Raw genomic sequence first — 25,790 nt, 5'->3', positions numbered from 1 at the left:
GGATAGAGCAATGCACCTGCGGATGGAACGCGTGATGATGCTCGATCGAGGAGGCGCGGAACGAACGCCCCCCTCGCCGGGTTGAATCGGCTCCGAAATGAAGGGGAGACGAACATCATGGCTGCGCGCGCCTATTGGCAGGGGCAGATCAGACTGGCCCTCGTCTCGATCCCGGTCGAAATCTTTTCCGCGACCAAATCCGGTGCGCAGATCGCATTCCACCAGATCCACGAACCGTCGGGCAAGCGTGTGAAATACGAGAAGGTCGTGCCCGGCCTCGGCGCGATCGACACCGACGAGATCGTCAAGGGCTATGAGGTCGACAAGGGCGATTACGTCCTGCTCGATCAGGACGAGATCGATGCGGTGAAGCTGGAATCCAAGAAGACGCTGGAACTCACCCAGTTCGTAGACGCGGACGAGATCGACGTTCTCTATTACGAGCGGCCCTATTTCGTCGTCCCCGCCGACGATCTGGCCGAGGAAGCGTTCATCGTGCTGCGCGAGGCGCTGCGCCGGGCGAAGAAGGTCGGGCTCGGCCAACTCGCGATGCGCGGGCGCGAATATGTCGTCAGCCTGAAGCCGTGCGGGCGCGGCATGGTGCTGGAAACGCTGCGCTACGCCGACGAGGTCAACAAGGCGCAGGGCTATTTCCGCGACATTCCCGACGACAAGCCGGATGCCGACCTGCTCGATCTGGCGACGACGCTGATCGACAAAAAGACCGCCGAGTTCGATCCGGCCAAGTTCCACGATCGCTATATCGATGCGCTGCGGGATCTGATCGCGCGCAAGCAGAAGTCGAAATCCAACCGCAAGATTATCGAGGACAAGGATGACGGGACCGCTCGGTCTGGCTCGAACGTGGTCGATCTAATGGCCGCGTTGAAGAAGTCGATCGAGAAGCCGGCGACCAAGGCTGCGGCGGCTAAGACGCCCGCCGCCAAGGCTCCGGCCAAGAAAGCCCCGGCGAAGAAGCGTGCATGACATCCTTACAACATCGTCATCCCAGCGAAGGCTGGGGTCTCATGCGGCTCCTGTCCCGAAGGAGTCGCCCGAGATCCCAGCCTGCGCTGGGATGACGATCGTGGCGGACGACCTTAGATGACCACCGACCCGCTCGAAAAATACAATTCCAAGCGCGATTTCGCGAAAACCGCCGAGCCGCGCGGTACGCTGGAGCCCGGCCATGGCAACCGCTTCATGGTGCAGAAGCACGACGCCACCCGCCTCCATTGGGATCTGCGGCTGGAGGTGGACGGCGTGATGAAAAGCTGGGCGGTGACGCGTGGCCCCAGCCTCGATCCTGCCGACAAGCGCCTCGCGGTGCAGACCGAGGATCATCCCTTGAGCTATTCCGATTTCGAAGGGACGATCCCGGCCGGCGAATATGGCGGCGGCACGGTGATGCTATGGGACGACGGCACGTGGGCACCGGTGCCGGGCAAGTCGGCTGCGGATCTGGAGAAGGGCCACCTGCATTTCGTGCTGGATGGCATGCGGATGAAGGGCGAATGGATGCTCATCCGGCTGAAACCGCGCGGCAAGGAGCGGAATACCAACTGGCTGCTCCGCAAGGTGGACGACGAATTCGCCGCCGGCTCCGACGATCTGGTCGAGGGCGCGCTGGCCAGCGTCAGGACCGGACGGACGATGCAGCAGATCGCCGCGGGCAAGGCGGCGAAGGATCTGGCGTCGTGGAAGAAACTCCGCGCACCAAAACCGTTGCCCCGGCGCAGGCCGGGACCGCAGGGTTCGGGGCAACCCGATCGCGCCAAATCCAGCGGTCCCGGCCTGCGCCGGGACGACGCAAAAATGCCGGCGTTTCAGGAGCCACAACTCTGCACTTTGGTCGACAGCGTGCCAACCGGATCGGGCTGGATTCACGAAGTGAAATATGACGGATACCGCGCGATGATCGCCGTGGCCGGCGGAAAAGCCAAGGTGTTCACCCGCAGCGGGCTCAACTGGAGCGCCAAATTCCCCGGTATCGCCGAAGCCGCCGCCGCGCTGCCGGTCGGATCGGCGCTGATCGACGGCGAGATCGTCGCGTTCAAGGATGGGCGGCCCGATTTTTCCACGCTCAAGGATGCGATTTCGAATAACAAGGAGATGTCGCTGTTCGCGTTCGACCTGCTCGAACTGGACGGTGAACGGCTCGAGAAACTGCCCAATGTGCAACGTAAGGATCGCCTGCGCGCGATCCTCGACGGGGCGGATGCGCGGCTGCAATTCGCCGAACATATCGTCGGCGCGGGCGAAAAACTGTTCGAGGCGATGTGTCGCGAGGGCTATGAAGGCGTCGTCTCGAAGCGCGCCGATGCGGTCTACACCGGCAAGCGCACGCAGAACTGGCTGAAGATCAAATGCCTGCACCGCCAGGAATTTGTCATCGTCGGCTGGTTGCCCAGTGACAAGACGCGCGGCTTCCGTTCGCTGCTGCTCGGCGTGAACGAGGACGGCGGGATTCGCTATGCCGGTAAGGTCGGCACCGGTTTCACCCGGGACGTGATGGCCGATATCGGTGAGAAACTCGAACGCCTCTCACGCAAGACACCCACGGTCGAGGCACCCAAGGCGGCGATACGCGGTGCGCGGTGGGTGAAACCCGAACTCGTCGCGGAAATCGCCTTCGCCGAGGTGACGCCTGACGGTGTGCTGCGCCATTCCAGCTTTCTCGGCCTGCGTGAGGACAAGGCGGCGGCGGATGTCGTGGCGGAGAAATCCAAGGCCGCGCCCCAACCATCCAAATCCGGCATCACGATCACCCATCCCGAACGCCGCCTGTTCGACGATTCCACCGTCACCAAGGGCGATCTCGCAGCCTTTTACGAAACGATGGCTCCGGTCATCCTGCCGTTCGCCGGCAATCGCCCGATCAGTCTGGTGCGCTGCCCGCAGGGGCGCGGCAAGCATTGCTTCTTCCAGAAGCACGACGCCGGATCGTTTGGCGACCATGTCCATCAGGTCGATATCCGCGAGAAGGACGGATCGACCGAGCCGTATCTTTACCTCGAAGATGCCGACGGGCTGGTCGCGTGCGTGCAGATGGGGACGATCGAGTTCCACGGCTGGGGCGCGTCGATCGGCGACGTCGAGAAGCCCGATCGGCTGGTGTTCGATCTCGACCCCGATGAGGGCCTTGGTTTCGCCGAGGTGAAGACGGCGGCGGTCGATCTGAAAACGCATCTGGCGGAAATCGGGCTGGTCAGCTTCGCGCTGCTGTCGGGCGGCAAGGGCGTGCACGTGGTTGTGCCGCTGACGCCGGAAGCGGAATGGCCCGCGGTGAAGGATTTCGCCGATCGTTTCAGCCGTGCGCTGGCACAGGCCGAGCCGGAGCGCTTCACCGCGACGATGTCGAAGGCCAAGCGCAAGGGCAAGATCTTCATCGACTGGCTGCGCAACCAGCGCGGTGCCACGGCGGTGATGCCCTACACCGTCCGCGCCCGCGCCGGGGCACCGGTCGCGGTGCCGGTCACGTGGGGCGAACTGGCCAACATCGAAACGCCCGCGCAATGGCATGTCGGCGACGAGCAGGCATTGCTGGAACGCGCATCGGACGCGTCGCTTGCCGGCTGGGGGGTGGCCCGGCAGGTGCTGCCGGACCTGTAACCCGCCCGCCGCATCAGCGCGCGTCGAGATCCTCCAACTGCTTCACCTGGTGCATCGGGCAACCATTGAAATCGGCGCGGTACCCGGCCGAATATTCATACGTATCACGTCGCGCACGGTTTACGCCGCCGAGCGGCTGGTGCGCGGCGAGGCCATGCCAAGGGCTGAATGCCAGCACGTCCTCGCGTGCCTGGCTCGCGCCGTTTTCCCATGAAAGTTGCGGTGCCACGCTCAAGGTCGCGACCGGGATGAACGGGCTGAGTTTCTCGTCCCACTCCACCGTCGGGTCTTCGACCGGCATCTTTTCGAGATCGGTGCACAATTGCACGCAGAATTGCCATGTGCCGCCATTCTCGATCATCCGCTCGCGCACATCCTCGCGCAGCGCGTCGGGACGGCCATGCACGTTGACGATATCGCCGCTCACCTCGGTCAGGCCGGCCGACACCGGACGGAGCGAGAATTTCGCAATATAGTCGCCGTACCGATAGGCGGTCTGAGAGAAATAGGTCTCGCCCAGCGGATGAACCTCGGCCGCGCCGCCCAATTGCGTGATCAGCGACGACTTGCCGCCCAGCGCCTCGATCGCGCTCTCGACCACGCGCAACGTAGCCGACAGCACCTTCTTTGCGCCCTCCGCCTTGTCGGTCGTCGCGGCCAGCAGCTTCAAATTCTTGAGGAACGTCGCCGGATCCGGCGCGCCGAAGACGGGACCGTTGACCATCAGGAAATCCTGCTCGCCATCATCCGATCCTGGCAGACGGTCGCCCGGCACGCCGAACACTTTGAGCGAAAAGCCCCGACCCGAGCTGACCGCGTCGTCCAGAATATCGCCCGGCGCGGTCGAGATGCGCAGCACCGCTTCATATTCGCCACCCTGCGCAAACAGGCCCTGCGCCAGCTCGGGCGGCAGATCGTCCAGCACGGTGAACGTGCCGGTGACGATGCCATGGCCCTTGGCATGCACGCTGCGCACGGCATGCCCGTAATCCTTGGACGTCGTATCGAGGATCGTCTTGAACGCGCCTTTCAAGCCCTGGATGGTTTCACCCTCGTCGGGCTTCGGCTGCTCGACGGACGGGGAGTAGGGGACTGGGCTGGTCATTGGCAGTTCCTTCGCGCAGGATTTCCCTCGCCCAACGCGTCAGGGTTCATTTCGGCGCAACCCGCAGGAATATTCTGCAATTATTTCTTGGAGATAGCGCGCGACCGGCCATCGTAATCGACCGCGACCATGACGAATTCGGCCGATGCGGCGTGGCGGCGCTCCGCGGTCAGCAGATCTTCCGACCACAATTGCACCGCCACCCGCACCGAACTGCGCCCGCTCATGCTGACGCGGGCGATCAGTTCGATCATCTCCCCCTCCCGGATCGGGACGCGGAAATCGATCCGGTCGGACGCCGCCATCACCATCACCGCGCGGGCGTGGCGCGTCGCGGCGATGAAGGCCGCTTTGCCCAGCATGCGCAGCGCATCGCCGCCGAACAGGGTGCCGTAATGGTTGGTCTGCGGCGGGAACACCATGTCCATCATGTGCAGTGCGTCGTCGTCCGCCACCGGCAAATCCGGCATGATCGGGGGCAGGGGGCCGCCATCCCCCCGTTGCGTGACCAAAGTGAAGAGACCGCGCGTGCACAGCCGCCGCTCGCCGCTGAGCAACGCCTCCGCTACCAGCTCGACCTCGACATCGCAGGATCGCGCGCCCACGCGCACGATCCGCCCGGTCGCCTCGATCAGTTCCCCTTTCAGCGCCGGCGCGGTGAAATCGATGCGCTGCGAGGAGGCGGTGACGAACGGCGCGCGGCCATGGCGCGAGGCGGCGAGGAACGCCACCTTGTCCATATGCGCCAGCGCCACGCCACCGAACAACGTGCCGTGATGATTGGTGTCCCCCGGAAAGATCATGTCGATCAACCGGACGACGCCCGTCGAACGCGTCACCGTCTCCATCGCCTTACGCCGCGACCAGCAGGTCGGCGCGCAGCGTCCGCGCCGCCGCGACCATCGCCGCGATCGCCGGCTTCACCTCTTCCCACTTGCGCGTCTTCAGCCCGCAATCGGGATTGACCCACAATTGGTCGGGATGGAGGTGGAGCTGCGCCAGCCGCATCAGCGCGACCATCTCCTGTTCGCCCGGCACGCGCGGCGCGTGGATGTCGTACACCCCCGGCCCGATCGCGCTCGGGTAGCGATAGCGCGCAAAGCCGTCGAGCAGCTCCATCTGCGATCGCGCCGTCTCGATCGAGATCACATCGGTGTCCATCGCGCCGATCGCCGGCAGGATGTCGTTGAACTCAGAATAGCACATATGGGTGTGGATCTGCGTCGCGTCGGCCACGCCCGCCGCCGACAAGCGGAAGCAGTCGACCGCCCAGTCGAGATAATGCTGCCAGTCGCGCTTGCGAAGCGGCAGGCCTTCACGCAGCGCGGCTTCGTCGATCTGGATCGCCTTGCAGCCCGCCGTTTCGAGATCGCTCACCTCGTCGCGGATCGCGAAGGCGATCTGGCGACAGGATGCCTCGCGCGGCTGATCGTCGCGCACGAACGACCAGTTGAGGATCGTCACCGGCCCGGTCAGCATGCCCTTCATCGGCTTGTCCGTCAGGCCCTGCGCATAACGCCACCATGCGACCGTCATCGGTTCGGGCCGCGAGACGTCGCCGAACAGGATCGGCGGCCGCACGCAGCGCGACCCGTAGCTCTGCACCCAACCGCTCACGGTGAAAGCGAAGCCGGCGAGTTGCTCGCCGAAATACTGCACCATGTCGTTGCGCTCGAATTCGCCGTGGACGAGCATGTCCAGGCCGATCTCCTCCTGCCAACGCACCGCACGCGCGGTCTCCTCGCGCAGGAAGGTCTGGTAATCGGCATCGCCCAGATTGCCGCGAACATGCTCCGCGCGGGCGTGGCGCACCTCGGCGGTTTGCGGGAACGATCCGATCGTGGTGGTCGGGAAGGCGGGCAGGTTCAGCACCGCCGCCTGTGCCGCGATGCGTGCCGGGTGGCCCGAACGCCGCTCGCGCTGATCCGGGGTGGCATCGGCGACACGTGCCGCGACCTTCGGATCGTGGATGCGTGGCGAAACCTTGCGCGCGGCGGCGGCATTGGTCGAGGCGGACAGCGCGCTTGCGACGCTCGCGCGGCCATCGTTCAAGGCGCGTTTGAGGATCGAGAGTTCCTCGATCTTCTGCACCGCGAAGGCCAGCCACTGCGTCACCTCGGCATCCAGCTTGCGCTCCAGCGCGAGATCGACCGGCACGTGTAGCAGCGAACAGGACGGCGCGAGGATCAGGTCGCGCGTCGCGGCGATCGGCGCGATCCGATCCAGCAATGCCGCCAGATCGGCCCGCCAGATGTTGCGCCCGTCGATCACGCCCAGCGACAGCAGCAGCGATTTGGGCGCGCTCGCCAGCACCGCATCCAGTTGCTGCGGCGCGCGAACCAGATCGACGTGTAGGCCGGCGACCGGCAGCGATGCGGCGAAGGACAGATTGTCTTCCAGCCCGCCGAAATAGGTCGTCAGCATCAGCTTCGGGCCGCTGCGCGACAGCCGGGCATAGGCACGCGTCAACGCCTTGCGCTGCTTCTCGTCCAGATCGAGCACCAGCACCGGCTCGTCGATCTGCACCCAGGCGGCACCGGCATTGGCCAATTGCCCGAGGATGACCGTGTACAGCCCCAGCACCTCGTCCAGGAAATCGAACGGATCGACGTCGCGGCCCTTCGCCAGGCTCAGCCACGTAACCGGGCCGAGCAGCACCGGGCGCGTCTCGAACCCCTGCGCCTTGGCCTCGCGATATTCGTCGACGATCTTCGGCGTGTTGAGCGCCAGTTTCTGTCCGGCGTGCAGCTCGGGCACCATGTAATGATAATTGGTGTCGAACCATTTGGTCATCTCGCACGCCGTCTGGCTGGCATGGGCGTGGCCGCAGCCGTCGTCCGCGCCGGTCGTGCCGCGCGCCATCGCGAAATAGGTCGCCAGATCGGCCTCGCCATGCGCCGCATCGTACCGCTCCGGGATCGCGCCGAGCATCACGCTGGTGTCGAGCACATGATCGTAGAGCGAGAAATCATTGGAGGGCAGCCAGTCCGCGCCGAGCGAACGTTGGCGCGCCCAGGCGGCGGTGCGCAAGGCGGCGGCGGATTCGAGCAGGTCGGCCTCACCCGACTTGCCGGACCAGTAATGTTCGAGCGCGAATTTCAGTTCGCGGCGCGGGCCGATGCGCGGGAAGCCCAAGGTGGCAACAGTGACGGTCATTCTTCATACCCCGATGAAAAGCGGGGCAAAAGACAGGACACGAGCAGGACGCGCGAACGGACAAGGCCCGGCCGCGGCATGCAAGCGACCAGCCCGGACACCCCGCCGGTGGACGTTATCGCGTCGGAGGCAGGTCTCCTGGCTCGCGGGTCGTCACGTCGGCCTGGCCTTCCCGACGGCTCGCACCGTCAGTGACACTCGATGGCCGCCGCTCGCCGCTTACAGTTGCGGGGGCAGCGCCGGCATTGCTCCGCTTCCCGAAAGAAGGGGGGAGCGCACCGGCTTCCCGTCTTAGCTCCGTGCATCCGCATGCACGGAGAACCTCGACCCGCTAAGCATCCCAGCATCGGGGGGCGGGGTCAAGACATCATATAAAGAAATCTTTATATGATGTTCGGCGCGAGGATCAGGCGGCCACTTCGACCATGCAGGTCTTCGCCGGACCCTCGGCCAGCGCATCGGCCAGTTGCAGCAGGCCGTCCGCGCTTTCGGGGCAATTGGGGCGGGCCTTGGCCGCAGTTTCCTGCAATGTCGAAACGATCGATTTGACCGCGTGGCGATCGATCGTTCCGCTGCGGCGCAGGCCGATCAGGATGGCTTTCAGGGCGAGATGTTGTTCGCATTGCACCGGCATTCTCCTAAAAGAATCGACCTCTTGGCGGGTCGTGGACGGTCACATCGTATCACTTGGCGCCGGTTCCTAGCAAGGTTGCGACCATGATCGAGCGCCCTTCACGTCCGAAAATCACAAGTGCGATATCCGAGTATATTGATTTGTGATTTCGAACGTCTCAAGTTATTTGAAGAACATGATGAATTTCACGTAATATAATGACGTCCATATTCCCATTTTAGGATTATCGATGCGAGACATTGCTACATCTATATTTTCATAAATCGTTTTATGACACGAAAATAGTCGATCAATACTATTTGTGTTACATCCGTCGTAACAATCCTGACCCATATGAGCTGTAGCGGCCCCGTTAACGAGTTTCGAAAAACCAAAGGGGCTACACATGCGTTCTCACTCCAACCTCCGGTTGCGCCTGCTGCTCGGCACCGCGCTGATCGCCGCGACCGCAGCACCGGCCTTCGCCGCCGAAACGCCGGTGGCCGCGGCGGCAACGCCGGTTGCCGATCCCGTTCCTGCCGCCGATCCCGCGCCGGCCAGTGACGATCAGCTGACCGAGGTCGTCGTCACCGCGACTCGCCGCGAGACCAATCTGCAGAAGACGCCGATCTCGATCAGCGTGCTCAGCACCCAGGCGATCGAGGATCGCCACGTGCTCAGCCTGTTCAACCTCGCCGACGGCTCGATCCCGTCGCTGCGCATCGCCACGTTCGAGGCGCGCCAGTCGGCGCTGACGATCGGTATCCGCGGCATCGTACCCTACGATCAGAACCAGACCGCCCGCGACGGCGGGGTCGGCGTCTATATCGACGGCGTCGCGCTGGGCAAAACGCAGGGCCTGAACGCCGCCTTGTTCGATATCGAGCGCATCGAAGTGCTGAAGGGCCCACAGGGCACCCTGTTCGGCCGCAATACCGAAGGCGGCGCGCTCTCGCTCGTGTCCAAGGCACCGAGCGGCGTGTTCGGCGGTCGCGTCACCGGCGGCGTGGGCAATTACGGCGCGCGCAACGCCGACGTGCATCTCGATCTGCCATCCTTCTACGACATCTCGCTGAAGCTGGACGGCGTGTACCAGCATCAGGATCCGACCGTGAAAAACCCGCTGTCGGGGGCCACCGGCTGGAACTATTACGATCGCAAGGGCGGCCGGATCGCCGCCCGCTGGCAGCCGGTCGACGGCTTCACCGCCGATTTCGCCTATGATTACGCAAAAGACGAAAACACGCCGCAATACAGCCAGTTGATCAACTACAACCCCAACGGCTACCGCGTTGGCACCTACACCAATCCGCAGACCGGCGTCGTCGGCACGCAGCTCTACGTGCCGGGCACCGGCACCGCGGTGGCACCGACCGCGTGCGGCGGCACCATCCTGGCGACCAACCCCGCGCCGCAGATCTGCATCGCGCCCAAGGCACCCTTGGTCGGCGTGCATCCCGAGCGTCAGAGCGTCGCCGATGTCGGCGTGCCGCAGCAACCCAGCGTCGATATCACGCACGGCTTCTCGGCCAATCTGAAGTACAAGCTCGCACCCGGAATCGAACTGCGCTCGATCACCGCGTGGCGCGGCGTCAGCACGGATCAGTGGGACAATTCGGGCGGTCCGGAGCGCAGCTCCTTCTCGCCGAACACCACCGGCGCGAACGGCACGTTCAGCCGCTACAGCCTGTCGTTCCTGCGCCAGAACCAGTTCAGCCAGGAATTCCAGGCGGTCGGCAGCTTCTCGCAGTTCGATTACGTGGCCGGTGCCTATTATTACACCGAACATGCGACCGAATATGCCGCCACCCCGCTCACCAACCAGTGGAACATCGACGGCACGGCCTACACCATCCGCAGCCCGATCGTGACGGGCACGGTGACGGGCGCGAACTCCGGCTATCAGCAATTCGCGCCGTCATGCACGAACACGCTCGCCGCAACCGTCCCGCAATTCACCAACAGCTGCCAGTTCATCACCCGCGCCAGCGAAGCGTACGATCACAATTATTCGCTGTTCGGCAATCTGACCTGGACGCCGGATGCCCTGGACAGCGTCCACATTACGGCGGGTGGCCGCTGGACCAAGGACAAGCGCCGTGGTCGCCTCTACGTGGTCAACAACGCGGTTCAGGGGTTCACCTTCGCGAACAGCGTCAGCCGCTTCGATCCGATGTTCAACATCGCGTTCGACGCGACGCCGGACGTCCACCTCTACGCCAAATACGCCACCGGCTTCCGCGCCGGCGGTGCCAACGATCGCTCGCAGAGCTTCAACGCGTTCGGCCCCGAATCGGTCAAGTCGTACGAAGTCGGCGCGAAGATGGACTTCCTGGATCACCGGGCGCGCCTGAACCTGGCCGGCTACATCATGGATCGCAGCAACACCCAGTTCGACTTCGATCTGTTCGATACGACCGGCGGCAGCCCAACCAACGGCGCGCACATCGAGCAGACCCAGAATGCCGGCAACAGCAAGATCCGCGGGATCGAGGCCGACCTGACGGTGAAGCCGGTCACCGGCCTGACGCTGACGGCATCCTATGCCTACACCTACTGGAAGGCCCCGTCGGCGGTGAACTCGATCACCGGTGGCCTGCCGCAGCAATTGTACATCGTCTACACGCCGAACAACGCCGCCTCGGGTTCGCTCGATTACGAGATCCCGCTGGGCGCCGAGAGCACCAAGGTGCGCTTCCACCTCGACGGCAATTATGCGAGCAGCCAGTACAGCTTCCAGCTCGAGCCGACCAAGACCGACGCCAGCTTCGTGATGAACGGCCGCCTCGCGCTGGCCGATATCGCGGTGAACGATCACAACAAGGTCACCGTATCGGTCTGGGCGCGCAACCTGCTCGACAAGACGTATATCTATCGCCGGTCGGCCGCGAATTCCTCGCCGGTGCTCAACTATAACGGGTCGACTTTGGTCTCGACCAATTACGGCGGGATCCTCGGCGATTACGCCAACTTCAATCCGCCCCGCACCTGGGGCCTGGAAGTGTCGGCGAAGTTCTGAACCTCTTCCCACGGTAAGTAAGACAGGCCCGGGCGGTGATCTTCACCGTCCGGGTTTTGTTTGTGATTTAGAGCTTGATGACTTTGGTTTGAATCGCGGTTTCCCTACATCGTCATTCCCGCGAAGGCGGGAATCCATACTGGCTGCACTGAGTGGGTCTCATGACGTGCTGTGATTATGGATTCCCGCCTTCGCGGGAATGACGGACGATAGTTCGAGCTCATATCACCAGAATCCAGCGGTCAGCCCGCCAGCGGCAGTTCCACCACCGCGCGCAGGCCCGGCGTGGCATCCTCCAGTATCAACCGCCCGTCATGCAGCCGCGCGATCGCATCGACCAAAGTCAGCCCCAGACCCTGGCCCGGCAGCACGCCCGACGACTCGCCCCGGCCGAAGCGGCGCACCATCGCCGCATGCTCGCCCGCCGGAATGCCCGGCCCGTCGTCGGCAACGATCACCGCGACCGTATCGCCGCGCATCTCCGTCCCGATCGCGATGTGCGTGCCGGGCGGCGTATGGCCGATCGCGTTCTCGATCAGATTGACCAGCATCTGACGCAGCAACGCGGCATCGCCCCATAACGGCATCGGCATCGGCATCGCCGTCGCGGCGGGCAGGGCAAGCGCGCGCCCCGCATCCTCGGCCACCGCCTGCAAGCCTTCGCCGACCTCGATCGCCAGCGCACCGATATCCAGATCGGCGAAGCGCTCGCGGCGATGCCCGCCCTCCACTTCCCACAGCCGCATCATGCTGGCGAACACCTCCAGCACATCGTCGGTCTGGGCCAGCAGACCCTCGATCTCGGCGGCCGCCACCGGCGCGCCGCGCGATTGCCGTTCCAGCGTGGCGGTGCGCGCGCGCAGCCGGGCAAGCGGGCTCTTCAATTCGTGCGCCACGTCCTTGGCGGCATGCTTCACATTGCCCATCAGCGCCTCGATCCGGTCGAGCATGCGGTTGAACGCGGCCGCCTGCCGGTCGAATTCGCTGCGGCTGCCGTCCACCGGAACGCGCTGGCGGATGTCGCCGGCGATCACCGCATCGACCGTCGCCTGCATCGCCCGCATCCGCGCCTTGATCGCCAGCCAGATACCGATCGCGCCGCCGATCACGATCAGCGCGGTCGTGCCCAGACTGGCGAGTTGTACCCGGAACAGCAGCGTGTCGAAGCCGTCGATCACATCGTTGTCGGAGACGAGCACCAGCGTCCCGCCGCCCTCGATCCGCCGAACCAGTGCGCGCCCGTGCGCCACGCCCGGAACCTGTGCCTCCGCGCCGAAATGCGAATAGCCCGGCGGCGGCATCCGGCGCAGGTCGAGCTTGCCGGCAATGTGCCGCCCGGCGGGATCGAACAGCGCGTAATACAGGTCTGCCGTGTCGTGATCCTCTTGCGCCGTCGCGATCCGCCCGGCCATCGCCGCGATATCGGGCCTGTTCCCGGCCACCGCCGCCGCCTCGGTCGCCAGGCGGCGATCGACCTCGACGCCCAGCGCCTTGTGCGTGACGACGTAACTGGTGATGCGCACCACCACCAGCGCACAGAGGATGATCGCGACGTACAGCGTCAGGATCGCCCGCAGCGAGCGTGGTCGTATCACGATCGGGGCCGCATTACGGGTTGCTTTTCAGCATGTAGCCGACACCGCGCAGCGTCACGATCGGATCGGTTTCGTCGGCCGCGTTCAATTGCCCGCGCAGCCGGCGGATATAGGATTCGACGATGTTGGTGGTCGGCTCGAAATCGTAATGCCACACATTCTGGTACAGCATCTGCCGCGTCACCACGCTGTCGGCATTGCGCACCAGTTCGCACAGCAACAGGAATTCCAGTTTCTGCAGGCTGAGCAGCCGTCCGCCGCGCGTGGCGCGGAACTTCACCTCGTTCACCTCGATGGCGCCCGCGCGCATCACGCCCGAATCGCCGGCATGCGCGGTGCGGCGCAGGATCGCCTTCAGCCGTGCATCGATCTCCGCCGGGGCGGCTGGCTTGACCAGATAATCGTCCGCGCCGGCCTCCAGCCCGGCAAGCCGCTGGTCGAGATCGCCGAGCGCCGTCAGCATGATGATCGGCACGCCGATGCGTCGCTCGCGCAACAACCGCGTCACGTCCACGCCGTCCACGAACGGCAGCATCACGTCGAGCAGCACCGCGTCGAACTTGCCTTCGGTCGCCAGCGCCAGCGCGGCGCGTCCATCGCCGGCCAGCGCGGTTTGGTGGCCCAGTTCCTCGACATCGGCCACCAGCTGCTTGGCGGCGCGCGCATCGTCTTCGACAATCAGCAATCGCATCGCTCTGGCCCCGCCCGTCATCGGCCCAGCAATCACAGTTTTATCGCAACGATTCAATGCCCCGAACACGCGAACGCGTTCACGCCCGTTGCGGCTATCGGACGCAAAGCCTAGACCCCGCCCAAGAGGATGGAGAGAGCATGACGCCCGATTTCGATTTCGCGCTGGGAGAGACCGCGGACATGATCCGCGAGACGACGCAGCGCTTCGCCACCGACAAGATCATGCCGCTCGCCAAGACAATCGACGCCGAGGACTGGTTCCCGCGTGACGAACTGTGGACGGCGATGGGCGAACTCGGCCTGCACGGCATCACCGTCGAGGAGGAATATGGCGGCCTCGGCCTCGGCTATCTCGAACACGTCATCGCCTGCGAGGAAGTGTCGCGCGCCTCGGCCTCGATCGGCCTCAGCTACGGCGCGCATTCGAACCTGTGCGTCAACCAGATCGCGCGCTGGGCGAACCCGGAGCAGAAGGCGAAATACCTGCCCAAGCTGATCTCGGGCGAACATGTCGGCAGCCTGGCAATGTCCGAGGCGGGGGCCGGCTCCGACGTCGTCTCGATGAAGCTTCAGGCGCGCAAGACCGATAGCGGTTACGTTCTCAACGGCACCAAATTCTGGATCACCAACGCGGCCTATGCCGATACTTTGGTGGTCTACGCCAAGACGGGGGAGGGGAGCCGCGGCATCACCACCTTCCTGATCGAAAAGGATATGCCCGGTTTCTCGATCGGCCAGAAGATCGACAAGATGGGCATGCGCGGATCGCCCACCGCCGAGTTGGTCTTCGACGATTGCGAGGTGCCCGACGAAAACGTCATGGGGCCGATGAACGGCGGCGTCGGCGTGCTGATGAGCGGCCTGGATTACGAGCGTACCGTGCTGGCGGGCATCCAGCTCGGCATCATGCAGGCGTGCCTCGACGTGGTCGTACCGTATGTGCGCGAGCGCAAGCAGTTCGGGCAGCCGATCGGCAGTTTCCAGCTGATGCAGGCCAAGATCGCCGACATGTACGTCGCGCTCAATTCCGCGCGGGCCTATGTCTATGCCGTGGCCAAATCGTGCGACGCGGGCAAGACGACGCGCTTCGACGCCGCCGGCGCGATCCTGCTGGCGAGCGAGAATGCGGTGAAGGTGGCGAACGAAGCGGTCCAGGCGCTGGGTGGTGCGGGCTATACCAAGGATTGGCCGGTCGAACGCTTCCTCCGCGACGCCAAGCTGCTCGATATCGGCGCCGGCACGAACGAGATCCGCCGCATGCTGATCGGCCGCGAATTGATCGGGGCGAGCGAGAGGGTGGCGCAGTGAGCGAAGAGGAAAAGAGCGAAGAGTCATCGTCGCTTGGCGAGAAGAGTTCGGCGCGTCGACGGGCCGACGAGATCAAGGCATTCCGGTGCAAGAACTTGATCGCAGTGATCGAAAATCCGACCGAGGTTCGCAATATCGGCACGGTCATCCGCAACGTGAACGCACTCGGCGTCGAGAAGGTCTATGTGGTCGATTCCCGCGGATCGCTCCCCAATGACTGGCAGGAAATGCGCGAGAGCAAGTCGTTGAGCAAGACGTCTGTGTCAGCGGTGAAGTGGAGTTTCGTCAGGCGTTTTGATAGCACCGATGCTTGCTTCGATTACCTTGAGTCAAAGAATTTCGTGTCCGTGGTCACGTCGCCGCATGTGAAAGGAAAGAAGAGCATTTATCTGCACGAAGGCGATTTTACAGCCTACACGAAGCTTGCGGTATGGTTCGGCAGCGAAGCGGTTGGCATAAGCGAACTGGCGGTTTCGCGCAGCGAGATGTGCGTCAGCATTCCTATGTTCGGGATGATCGAGAGCCTGAATTTGGGCACATCCTCAGGCATCGTGCTGTACGAAGTAGCCAAACAGCGGCGGGAATATCAAAGCAAGTTCAAGTGGCGAGATCGGCGCGGTCAGCGTGCCGAACCGTTGCCCACGGTTTTGGCGTCCAAACTCGATCGACAATCATGACCGCCCCCACTCTCACCACCGCCCTCTCCCCCGACAGCGAGCAGTTCCGCGCCAACGCCGCGCATAACCGCGCACTCGCCGAAACGCTGCGCGCCGACGTCGCCCGCACGTCCCTCGGCGGCAACGAAAAATCCCGCGAACGCCACACAGCGCGCGGCAAGCTGCTCCCGCGCGACCGCGTCGAACGCCTGCTCGATCCCGGCAGCCCGTTCCTCGAAATCGGCCAGCTCGCCGCCAACGGCCTGTACGACGATGAAGTCCCCGGCGCGGGCGTGATCGCCGGCATCGGTCGGGTCTCCGGCCGCCAGTGCATGATCCTGTGCAACGACGCGACCGTCAAAGGCGGCACCTATTATCCGCTGACCGTCAAGAAGCACCTCCGCGCGCAGGAGATCGCCGAGGCCAACATGCTGCCGTGCATCTATCTGGTCGACAGCGGCGGCGCGAACCTGCCGCATCAGGCCGAAGTGTTCCCCGACCGCGATCATTTCGGCCGCATCTTCTACAATCAGGCGCAGATGAGCGCGAAGGGCATCCCGCAGATCGCCTGCGTGATGGGCAGCTGCACCGCTGGCGGCGCGTACGTGCCGGCGATGTCGGACGAGACGATCATCGTGCGCGGGCAGGGGACGATCTTCCTCGCCGGCCCGCCGTTGGTGAAGGCCGCGACCGGCGAGGTCATCAGCGCCGAGGAACTGGGCGGTGCGGACACGCACGGGCGCAAGTCCGGCGTGGTCGATCACGTCGCCGAGAATGACGAACACGCGCTGACCATCGTCCGCGACATCGTCTCGACGCTGCAACCCCAACGCGGCGGCGACGTGAATCTGAAGGAGCCACGCCCGCCCAGGTTCGACGCCGAGGAGCTGTACGGCGTGGTGCCGAGCGACGTCCGCGCGCCGTACGACGTGCACGAGATCATCGCGCGCCTGGTCGACGGCAGCGAATTCCACGAGTTCAAGGCGCTCTACGGCACGTCGCTGGTCTGCGGCTTCGCGCACGTCTGGGGCATCCCGGTCGCGATCCTCGCCAATAACGGCGTGCTGTTCAGCGAGTCCGCCCAGAAAGGCGCGCATTTCATCGAACTCGCCTGCCAGCGGCGCATTCCCCTGCTGTTCCTGCAAAACATCTCCGGCTTCATGGTCGGCGGCCGCTACGAAGCGGAAGGGATCGCCAAGCACGGCGCGAAGCTGGTGACCGCCGTCGCTACCGCCACGGTGCCCAAGATCACCGTCCTGATCGGCGGCTCTTTCGGCGCCGGAAACTACGGCATGTGCGGCCGCGCTTACTCCCCCCGCTTCCTGTTCAGCTGGCCCAACTCTCGTATCAGCGTAATGGGCGGTGAACAGGCCGCGTCCGTTCTCGCCACCGTCCACCGCGACGCTGAAAGCTGGAGCAACGAGCAGGCCGAATCCTTCAAAGCCCCCGTCCGCCAGAAATACGAGGACGAAGGCAACCCCTGGTACGCCACCGCCCGCTTGTGGGACGACGGCATCATCGACCCCGCCCAGACCCGCGAAGTTTTGGGACTGGCTTTCGCCGCCACCCTGAACGCCCCCATCCCCGAACGCCCAGCGTTCGGCGTGTTCCGGATGTGACGATGATCCAGTCCCTCCTCATCGCCAATCGCGGCGAGATCGCCTGCCGTATCATCCGCACCGCGCGGGCGATGGGCATCCGCACCGTCGCGGTCTATTCCGATGCCGACGCCAAGGCGCTGCACGTGCGCCAGGCCCACGCGGCGGTGCATATCGGCCCCAGCCCGGCGCGCGAGAGCTACCTCGTCGGCGACAAGATCATCGCCGCCGCGCAGGCGACGGGGGCGGAGGCGATCCACCCCGGTTACGGCTTCCTGTCCGAAAACGCCGATTTCGCGCAAGCGGTAATCGATGCCGGCCTGATCTGGGTCGGCCCCAACCCGGACAGCATCCGCGCGATGGGCCTGAAGGATGCCGCCAAGCAGCGCATGATCGCCGCCGGGGTGCCCGTCACGCCCGGCTATCTCGGCGAGGACCAGTCGCCCGAACGGCTCGTGGCGGAAGCGGACAAGGTCGGCTTTCCCGTCCTGATCAAGGCGGTCGCTGGCGGCGGCGGCAAGGGCATGCGCCGCGTGGACGACCCTGCCGAATTCGCCGACGCGCTCGTGTCGTGCCAGCGCGAGGCCGCCTCGTCGTTCGGCAACACGCAGGTACTGATCGAGAAATACATCCTCTCGCCCCGTCATATCGAGGTGCAGGTGTTTGGCGACAAACACGGCAACGTCGTCCACCTGTTCGAACGCGATTGCAGCCTCCAGCGCCGACACCAGAAGGTGATCGAGGAAGCCCCCGCTCCGGGCATGGACGAAGCGACCCGCGCGTCGATCTGCGACGCGGCCGTCAAGGCGGCGAGGGCGGTCGATTATGTCGGTGCCGGCACGATCGAATTCATCGCCGACGCCAGCGAAGGCCTGCGCGCCGACCGCATCTGGTTCATGGAAATGAACACGCGCCTCCAGGTCGAACATCCGGTGACCGAGGAGATCACCGGGCAGGATCTGGTCGAATGGCAGTTGCGCGTCGCGAGCGGCGAGCCATTGCCGAAGCGGCAGGACGAGTTGGCGATCAACGGCTGGGCGATGGAGGCGCGGCTGTATGCCGAAGATCCGACCACCGGCTTCTTGCCATCGACTGGCCAGCTAGACTTCTTCGATATCGGCGAAAGTCATCTCATCCGCATAGAAACCGGTGTCGCCCGCGGGAGTGAGATTTCGCCATTTTACGATCCGATGATCGCCAAATTGGTCAGCCATCGCCGGTCTCGTGAGGCCGCCGCGTATAATTTGGCCAATGCATGTCGCAATTCGATTGTCGCGCCGGTCAAGACCAACGCCGCTTTTCTTGCCCGGGCGCTATCCGCCGCGGATTTTCTAGCTGGCGATATCGACACGGGTTTTATCGCGAAGCACGAAGCCGACCTTGTCGGCTCACGCGAACCGTCAACCGAGGTTATCGAAAGCGCGGCGATGGCGGTGCTGCACGATGAAATGGGGGATGCGGAATCGGTACAATTGTGGGGGTACGAAAGCCGCGAATCGCCCGCCCCCTATGTCGGATCGGTATGGCGATCACTGGCCGGATTTCGGTTGGCCGCCCCGCCTAGAATGCGGATTGCTCTAACGCGCGATGGCGAAACCTTCGTCGTCGAACGCCCAATCGAAAAGGCTGCGATGCTTTCCACGATCATCAAGGACGATCGTGTGCTGGTAGCGGATATGGGTGAAAGCTATCTGTTCAAGCGTGCTCGTGCTGAGGGAATGTCCGCAGGCGCCGCCGCCGACGGCGCGATCCTGTCGCCCATGCCCGGGCGGATCATCGCGGTGGAGGTCGCCGCTGGGGATGCCGTCACCAAGGGCCAGAAGCTTGTCACCCTGGAGGCGATGAAGATGGAGCACAGTCTGGTCGCGCCGTTCGACGGGACGGTCGACGCGCTGGATGCGGTGGTCGGCGGCCAGGTGTCGGAAGGGGCGGTGCTGGTGAAGATTGGGAAAGCGGAATGACTCCTTCCGTTCGCTTCGAGCTTAGTCGAGAAGCCTGCGCGCACCATTGGTTTCTCGACTTTGCTCGAAACGAACGGACCTAGAATATGGCTGGCCGCTATTATGACGAATGGCAGGTCGGCGATCGTCTGACCCACGAAATCCGCCGCACCGTCACCGAGACGGACAACCTTCTGTTCTCGACGATGACGCACAATCCGCAGCCACTGCACCTCGATGTCGAGGCGGCGAAGGCCAGCGAGTTCGGGCAAATCCTCGTCAACGGCACCTTCACCTTTGCGCTGATGGTCGGCCTGTCGGTCGGCGATACGACACTCGGCACGCTGGTCGCCAATCTGGGCTACGACAAGCTGGTCCACCCGAACCCGGTGTTCATCGGCGACACGATGCGCGCCGAGACCGAGGTGGCCGGGTTGAAGGACAGCAAGTCGCGGCCGAATGCAGGCATCGTCACGTTCGAACATCGGTTAATCAACCAGCGTGACCAGATCGTCTGCCAGTGTCTGCGCAGCGCGCTTTTGTTGCGGCGGCCTACCTGAACCACCGTTCGCCCTGAGCGTATCGAAGGATAAGCGCTTACCGTTCGATACGCTTAGGGCAGACGGTTTATTCCATCACCGCCAGCAACCGCTCCACCGTCGTCGTGGCGAACGCCGCGAAATTGTCCGCCACGCCGTACGGGATCATCACCTCGCGGCCCTTGATCAACGCGCCGCAGCTATAGACGACGTTGGGCACATAGCCGTCGCGCTCGTTCGGGCTGGGCGTCAGGATCGGCAGCGGCGTGCGCGCGAGCAATTTCGAGGGATCGGCCTTGTCGAGCAGGCACGCGCCCATGCAATAATTGCGCACGGTGCCGACGCCGTGGGTGAATACCAGCCAGCCCTCGTCGATCTCGATCGGCGATCCGCAATTGCCCATCTGGACGAATTCCCACGGATATTTGGGCGAAACCACCTTCACGCCGCCATTCCACACCAGGATATCGTTGGAACGGTGCAGCCAGATGCTCTCGCTGTCCTGCCGCCCGAGCATGACATATTGCCCGTCGATCCGGCGCGGGAACAGCGCCATGCCCTTTGCCCCCGCCGCATCGCCGGACAGCGCGCGCATCTCGAAATTGCGGAAGTCGATGCCGGTCAGCAGTTCCGGCCGCGCCGCCGCTCCGCTGAACGCGGTGTACGTGCCGTGATACGTCACCGTGCCGTCGTCGTCGGTGAAGCGCACCAGCCGCAGATCCTCGATCCCCTGGCGCTGGCTGGGCAGAACCGGGAACAGCACCGTCTCCGATATCTCCCGGCTGCCGCCGCAATGCAGTTGCACGGTCGTGTGCGTGTTGTCCGCCGCCTCGCCTTCCAAGACCGGCGGCACCGCGGTTGCGCTGGCGGGATCGACCGTGATCTCGCCGCCCGGCACCCAATTGCCTGTGCGGAACGTGACCGAGGAGACATGCCCCTCGCCGATCCCGCGCAACGACATGACGAAGCGCAACCCGCCATCCTTCGCGTCCGATTGATCGTCCATCTCCACCGCGCTCGGATTAAACAAAGCCGCCGCCTCGAACGAGAATTCCTCGCTGAAATACGCACCGATCAGCCGCTGATGCGCATCGCACGCATCGACCGGTCCGGAGAGTTGCTTGGCGATCTCCGCGTAACGACGGCGCAGCATGTCATCGACGTCGCGATGCCGTTCGTCGAGCGAATGGGTGAGCAATTCGAGTTCACTCTCCAGCTCCGCCTCGCTCAGCGTCAGGATGCGATCGACGATCGCCTGGGTGCGCGTGCTGCCCGCGACGCGAAACGCTTCGGGATATTCCAGCGAGAAGGGGCGGACGACGGTGCGGGCGGGATCGGGGCGGAGGATGATGTCGTGATGGTCGAGAACGGGCTGGCCATCGGGCATGAAGAATCCTTTGCGGGGAGCGATGAGGAGGGTTCGATCGCGTGAACGCTCGTTATCGGCGAACGGTCCATTACACTGCTCCCCTCCCTAGCAGGGAGGGGCGGGGGGTGGGTTTGTATGGGGAGAGGCCAACGCTCCCTCGTGAGCGACCCACCCCTAACCCCTCCCTGCCAGGGAGGGGAATCTACATTGGATCAAGCCGCCGGCTTGCCCCCAAGCGCCGCCGCCAGCGCATCCCGGTCCAGCGCATTCTCCCACCGCGCCACGACGACCGTGGCGACGGCGTTGCCGATGAAGTTGGTCAGGCTGCGGCATTCGCTCATGAAGCGGTCGACGCCCAGGATCAGCGCCATGCCCGCCACCGGCACGCTCGGCACGATCGACAGCGTGGCGGCGAGCGTGATGAACCCCGCACCCGTCACCCCCGCCGCGCCCTTCGACGACAGCATCGCCACGCCGAGCAGCGCCAGTTCGTCACCCAGCGACAAGGGCACGTTGCACGCCTGCGCGATGAACAAAGCGGCCAGGGTCATGTATATGTTGGTGCCGTCCAGATTGAACGAATAGCCCGTCGGCACGACCAGCCCGACGACCGATTTGTCGCACCCGGCCCGCTCCAGCTTGGCGATCAGATTGGGAAGCGCCGCTTCCGACGACGACGTGCCGAGCACCAGTAGCAATTCGGCCTTCAGATAGACGATCAGCTTCAGGATCGAGAATCCGTGCAGCCGCGCGACCGCGCCCAGCACCACCAGCACGAAGAAGATTGAGGTCAGGTAGAAGGTCGCCACCAGCCCGCCCAGATTGACGAGGCTGCCAGCGCCATATTTGCCGACCGTGAACGCGATCGCCCCGAACGCGCCGACCGGTGCGGCGCGCATCAATAGCCCGACCAGCCGGAACACGACGAGCGACAGCCGCTCGATCAGGTCCAGCACCGGCGCGGCAGGCTCACCGACCAGGCTGATCGCGATGCCGAACAGGATCGCGACGAACAACGTCTGCAGGATCGATCCGTCGGTCAGCGCCGAGACCATGGTGGTCGGCACGATCGCCATCACGAACCCGATCGTACTCGTCTCGGCAGCGGCATGGCTGTAGGTCGCGACCGCGCCGGCATCGAGCGTCGCCGGATCGATGTTCATCCCCGCGCCCGGCCGCACGACATTGGCGACGATGAGCCCGACGATCAGCGCGATCGTGGAAAAGAACAGGAAGTAGCCGAACGCCTTGGCCGCGACGCGCCCCACCGTCTTCAACTCGCGCATTCCGGCAATGCCGCTGACCACGCTGAGGAAGATCACCGGCGCGATGATCATCTTGACCAGTTTGATGAAGAAATCGCCCAGCGGCTTCATCGCCTCGCCCGTGACCGGCACGAAATGGCCGAGCAGCGCACCCGCGACGATCGCCACGATCACCTGGACGTAGAGGATCTTGTAGAACGGCACGTGCGGCGGAGGGGTGAGGGGCGTGTCGGTCGCTATCTTCATCTTGGTCCCTCTCGCAGGCCGGTCTTGGTGCCTTGTAGCGTGGGATTGGGCATGTGCACCAAATACAACCGTCATCCTGAACTTGTTTCAGGATCCAGGCGCGATCATCCGCCTCACGAACACCGTCTTTTTGGCAAACGATCGCGCCTGGATCCTGAAACAAGTTCAGGATGACGATAGACCTCACCCGCCAATCTGCCACACTGCCGTCAAAACAGACCATGGAGCGGACGCATGCCCAATTACGGCGCTTATCAGAACGAAATCTACGGCGCGGGCCTGAGTGGCGTGCTGCCGAAGGTGCCGGTCGATTACGCGACGCTCGTCGCCCGCGCCGAAGCTGCGATGCCGCCTTATGTGCTGAACTACGTGCAAGGTGGCTGCGGCGACGAACGCACGCAGCAGGCCAATCGCAGCGCCTTCGACCATTGGGGCATGGTCCCGCGCATGATGGTCGACGCCAGCGAACGCGATCTGTCGATCGACCTGTTCGGCATGAAACTACCCACGCCCCTGTTCATGTGCCCGATCGGCGTCACCGGCATCTGCACGCAGGACGGGCACGGCGACATCGCCGCCGCGCAAGCCGCTGTCGCGACCGGCGTGCCCTTATGCGCCTCGACCCTCGCCAACGATTCGCTTGAGGATGTGCTGAAAGCGAGTGGCGAAACACCCGGCCTGTTCCAGCTCTACACCCCGCGCGATCCAGACCTCGCCGCCAGTCTGGTCGGCCGGGCCGAGGCTGCGGGCTACAAGGCGATCGTAGTCACGCTCGACACCTGGGTGACCGGCTGGCGACCGCGCGACCTGAACACCGGCAACTTCCCGCAATTGCGCGGCCACGTGCTGGAGAATTACTTCTGCGATCCCGTGTTCCAGCGCCTGCTCGGCAAGCCGGTGGCGGGGAATTTGCCGGAAGCAATCGGCCTGTGGAGCCGCCTGTTCGGCAAGGTGCTGACCTGGGACGACATGCCCTGGCTGAAATCGCTGACCAAGCTGCCGATTGTGCTGAAGGGCATCTGCCACGGCGACGATGCGCGCCGCGCGGTGGATGCCGGTGCGGATGGCATCTACTGCTCCAATCATGGCGGGCGACAGGCCAATGGCGGCATCGCCGCGATCGATCTTCTGCCGGAGGTGGTCGCCGGGGCAGGGGCCGTGCCGGTGCTGTTCGATTCGGGAATCCGATCGGGCAGCGACGTCGTCAAGGCGCTGGCGCTCGGCGCGATGGCGGTCGGCGTCGGGCGGCCCTATAGCTACGGCCTCGCGCTGGATGGCGCGGCGGGCGCGGCGCATGTGCTGAAATGCATCCTCGCCGAGGCGGACCTGATGATGGCGGTCAACGGCTATCCGACGATCGCCGCAGTGCGGGCCGAGGGTGCGCGACGGCTGGATTAGCCCCGCGCGCGCGCCTGCCGGTAGGTGCCGAGCAGGCGCACCCATTTCGAATGGAAGCGCAATTCCTCCAGCGCGCGGTCCAGACCGGGGTCGCCGGGCTTGCCCTCGACATCGGCGAAGAATTCGGTCGCCGCGAACGTGCCGCCGCGCTGATAGCTTTCCAGCTTGGTCATGTTGACGCCGTTCGTGGCGAAGCCGCCCATCGCCTTGTAGAGCGCCGCCGGCACGTTCTTCACCTCGAACATCAATGTGGTCATATACGGTCCATCGCCAAAGGTCGCATGGCCCGCGCGCGCCAGCACCACGAAGCGCGTCGTATTGTGCTCGGCATCCGCCAGTCCCTGGGCCAGCAGGTTCAGGCCATATATCGCCGCCGCGCCGGGCGGTGCGAGCGCGGCGATCGCCGGATCGCCCTTTTCCGCAACCACCGCCGCCGCGCCCGCCGTGTCGGGATAGGATATCGGCTGTATATCGTGCTCGCGCAGCCAGTGGCGGCACTGGCCCAGCGCCTGCGGGTGGCTCATCGCCTCGCGCACCTCGTCGCGCGTGCCGAGTCCCATCAAAGCATGCTTGATGCCGAGAAAATGTTCGCCGGTGATCACCAGCCCCGATTCGGGCAGCAGGAAATGCATGTCGGCGACGCGGCCGTGCAGCGAATTTTCGATCGGGATGATCGCGCAATCCGCCCGCCCGTCGCGCACCGCGTCGATCGCATCGGCGAAATCGAAACAGGGCAAAGGCAGCCCGTCCGGAAAGGCTTCCACCGCCGCCACATGGCTGTTCGCGCCGGGCGCGCCCTGAAACGCGACGGCACGCGATGGATCGGCGGCGGCGGCGGCGGTCATCCGCGCCACGATCGGGCGGGCGGGGGCGGCAAAATTCTCCATGAAGCCGCCGCGCTTAAGCGCCGCTTGCGGTGTGGGCAACGCGAATCTAAAGGAAACCGACTTTTGCGAACAGGCTGGGGCAGAAATGGACAATCGGACGAACACGATCGCGGGCTGGGTGCTGGCGGCATGCGGCGCGGCGCTGGGGCTGTCGATCGTCGGCGGCTTGGTGTTCCACGCCGAAAAGCCCGAAAAATTCGGCTTCCCGATCGAAGCCGCGGATGAAGGCGGCGACGCAGGCGGCGCGGCGGAAGTGCCGATCGCGACTCTGCTCGCCAGTGCCGATGCGGCCAAGGGCGCGGAAGTGTTTAAGAAGTGCGCGGCCTGCCACACGGTCAACCAGGGCGGCGCCAACGGCATCGGCCCGAATCTGTACGGCACGCTGGGTGAAGGCGTGGCCGAGGGCAAGGGCGGCTTCGCCTTCTCGGACGCGCTGAAGGCCAAGGGCGGCAAGTGGGATTTCGAGACCATGAGCGCCTGGCTCACGTCGCCACGCAAATTCGCGCCCGGCACCAAGATGACCTTCGCCGGCATCGGCAACGGCCAGGACCGCGCCAACGTGCTGGCCTATATCAATTCGATGGGCAGCAACCTGCCGCTCCCGGCCGCGCCTGCCGCCGGTGCCGCAGCCCCGGCCGGCGCGCCCGCCGATCCGGGCGGCAAGGCTGCGCCGACGACCGACGACCTCGGCAACAAGGCCGCCCCTGCGACTGGCGCGCCTTCGATCGACCCGGCCGCCGCCGTGCGCGGCGCGAAGGAAGACGCGAAGAAGTGATAAGCAGGGCGGTGCG

The 25,790-nt window shown here is 64.6% G+C and carries 19 protein-coding genes and 1 riboswitch; of the genes, 10 read left to right on the top strand and 9 right to left on the bottom strand.

What is annotated here, in order from left to right; all coding sequences use genetic code 11:
* Positions 1-117: 117 nt before the first annotated feature.
* Both ku and ligD read left to right on the top strand, forming a co-directional pair.
* Positions 118-987, top strand: coding sequence for a non-homologous end joining protein Ku (gene ku, locus U1738_RS08980; protein ID WP_332788705.1), 870 nt, complete (start codon positions 118-120; stop codon positions 985-987).
* Between the two features lie 117 nt (positions 988-1,104).
* Positions 1,105-3,612 carry a DNA ligase D gene (gene ligD, locus U1738_RS08975; RefSeq protein WP_332788704.1) on the top strand — a complete coding sequence of 836 codons (2,508 nt, stop codon included), beginning with the start codon at positions 1,105-1,107 and terminating at the stop codon, positions 3,610-3,612.
* A gap of 13 nt (positions 3,613-3,625) precedes the next feature.
* Here ligD and U1738_RS08970 read toward each other — a convergent pair whose 3' ends face one another.
* The 4 genes from U1738_RS08970 to U1738_RS08955 all read right to left on the bottom strand — a co-directional run bounded on the left by U1738_RS08970 (position 3,626) and on the right by U1738_RS08955 (position 8,501).
* Positions 3,626-4,717: a catalase family protein gene (locus tag U1738_RS08970; RefSeq protein ID WP_332788703.1), complete on the bottom strand. Its 1,092-nt coding sequence runs from the start codon at positions 4,715-4,717 to the stop codon at positions 3,626-3,628.
* Between the two features lie 80 nt (positions 4,718-4,797).
* The gene (locus U1738_RS08965; protein WP_332788702.1) at positions 4,798-5,556 is read right to left on the bottom strand and encodes an acyl-CoA thioesterase; all 759 of its coding nucleotides are present in this window, start codon (positions 5,554-5,556) and stop codon (positions 4,798-4,800) included.
* 13 nt (positions 5,557-5,569) lie between these two features.
* Positions 5,570-7,873, bottom strand: coding sequence for a 5-methyltetrahydropteroyltriglutamate--homocysteine S-methyltransferase (gene metE, locus U1738_RS08960; RefSeq protein WP_332788701.1), 2,304 nt, complete (start codon positions 7,871-7,873; stop codon positions 5,570-5,572).
* A gap of 110 nt (positions 7,874-7,983) precedes the next feature.
* A riboswitch (cobalamin riboswitch) is annotated at positions 7,984-8,214 on the bottom strand.
* Positions 8,215-8,279: 65 nt separating this feature from the next.
* Complete coding sequence (locus U1738_RS08955) at positions 8,280-8,501, bottom strand: hypothetical protein (RefSeq protein WP_332788700.1); 222 nt, start codon at positions 8,499-8,501, stop codon at positions 8,280-8,282.
* 391 nt (positions 8,502-8,892) lie between these two features.
* Between U1738_RS08955 and U1738_RS08950 the strand changes: the two genes are divergently transcribed.
* A complete protein-coding gene (locus U1738_RS08950; protein WP_332788699.1) occupies positions 8,893-11,505 on the top strand; it encodes a TonB-dependent receptor in 2,613 nt (870 codons plus the stop codon).
* 242 nt (positions 11,506-11,747) lie between these two features.
* Here U1738_RS08950 and U1738_RS08945 read toward each other — a convergent pair whose 3' ends face one another.
* Positions 11,748-13,100, bottom strand: coding sequence for a sensor histidine kinase (locus U1738_RS08945; RefSeq protein ID WP_332788698.1), 1,353 nt, complete (start codon positions 13,098-13,100; stop codon positions 11,748-11,750).
* A gap of 13 nt (positions 13,101-13,113) precedes the next feature.
* A complete protein-coding gene (locus U1738_RS08940) occupies positions 13,114-13,791 on the bottom strand; it encodes a response regulator transcription factor (protein WP_332788697.1) in 678 nt (225 codons plus the stop codon).
* Between the two features lie 140 nt (positions 13,792-13,931).
* Between U1738_RS08940 and U1738_RS08935 the strand changes: the two genes are divergently transcribed.
* From U1738_RS08935 to U1738_RS08915, 5 genes are all read left to right on the top strand, one after another.
* Positions 13,932-15,101, top strand: coding sequence for an isovaleryl-CoA dehydrogenase (locus U1738_RS08935; protein WP_332788696.1), 1,170 nt, complete (start codon positions 13,932-13,934; stop codon positions 15,099-15,101).
* Positions 15,098-15,778: a TrmH family RNA methyltransferase gene (locus U1738_RS08930; RefSeq protein WP_332788695.1), complete on the top strand. Its 681-nt coding sequence runs from the start codon at positions 15,098-15,100 to the stop codon at positions 15,776-15,778. Before U1738_RS08935 ends, U1738_RS08930 begins: the two co-directional genes overlap by 4 nt.
* Entirely contained in the window at positions 15,775-17,376 is a 1,602-nt protein-coding gene (locus tag U1738_RS08925) for a carboxyl transferase domain-containing protein (protein ID WP_332788694.1), read from the top strand. Before U1738_RS08930 ends, U1738_RS08925 begins: the two co-directional genes overlap by 4 nt.
* A 2-nt stretch (positions 17,377-17,378) precedes the next feature.
* Positions 17,379-19,316 (top strand): acetyl/propionyl/methylcrotonyl-CoA carboxylase subunit alpha, encoded by a 1,938-nt coding sequence (locus U1738_RS08920; protein ID WP_332788693.1) that lies wholly within the window; start codon positions 17,379-17,381, stop codon positions 19,314-19,316.
* Positions 19,317-19,402: 86 nt separating this feature from the next.
* Positions 19,403-19,855 carry a MaoC family dehydratase gene (locus U1738_RS08915; RefSeq protein WP_332788692.1) on the top strand — a complete coding sequence of 151 codons (453 nt, stop codon included), beginning with the start codon at positions 19,403-19,405 and terminating at the stop codon, positions 19,853-19,855.
* A gap of 67 nt (positions 19,856-19,922) precedes the next feature.
* On the opposite strand, the gene U1738_RS08910 is transcribed toward U1738_RS08915, so the two are convergent.
* Both U1738_RS08910 and U1738_RS08905 read right to left on the bottom strand, forming a co-directional pair.
* Entirely contained in the window at positions 19,923-21,221 is a 1,299-nt protein-coding gene (locus U1738_RS08910) for a glycoside hydrolase family 130 protein (RefSeq protein ID WP_332788691.1), read from the bottom strand.
* 194 nt (positions 21,222-21,415) lie between these two features.
* Positions 21,416-22,714 (bottom strand): dicarboxylate/amino acid:cation symporter, encoded by a 1,299-nt coding sequence (locus U1738_RS08905; protein ID WP_332788690.1) that lies wholly within the window; start codon positions 22,712-22,714, stop codon positions 21,416-21,418.
* Between the two features lie 234 nt (positions 22,715-22,948).
* Between U1738_RS08905 and U1738_RS08900 the strand changes: the two genes are divergently transcribed.
* Positions 22,949-24,112, top strand: a complete 1,164-nt coding sequence (locus tag U1738_RS08900) for an alpha-hydroxy-acid oxidizing protein (protein ID WP_332788689.1) — start codon at positions 22,949-22,951, stop codon at positions 24,110-24,112.
* On the opposite strand, the gene U1738_RS08895 is transcribed toward U1738_RS08900, so the two are convergent.
* Entirely contained in the window at positions 24,109-24,999 is an 891-nt protein-coding gene (locus tag U1738_RS08895) for a prephenate dehydratase (RefSeq protein WP_332788904.1), read from the bottom strand. The genes U1738_RS08900 and U1738_RS08895 overlap by 4 nt on opposite strands.
* Positions 25,000-25,084: 85 nt before the next feature.
* Here U1738_RS08895 and U1738_RS08890 point away from each other — a divergent pair, with 85 nt between their 5' ends.
* Complete coding sequence (locus tag U1738_RS08890) at positions 25,085-25,774, top strand: c-type cytochrome (RefSeq protein ID WP_332788688.1); 690 nt, start codon at positions 25,085-25,087, stop codon at positions 25,772-25,774.
* Positions 25,775-25,790 lie beyond the last annotated feature (16 nt).

Source organism: Parasphingomonas caseinilytica, assembly GCF_036663755.1.
GTDB lineage: Bacteria > Pseudomonadota > Alphaproteobacteria > Sphingomonadales > Sphingomonadaceae > Sphingomonas.
Note: the sequence above shows the minus strand (reverse complement) of the source record. Positions and strands in the feature narration are given on the sequence as shown.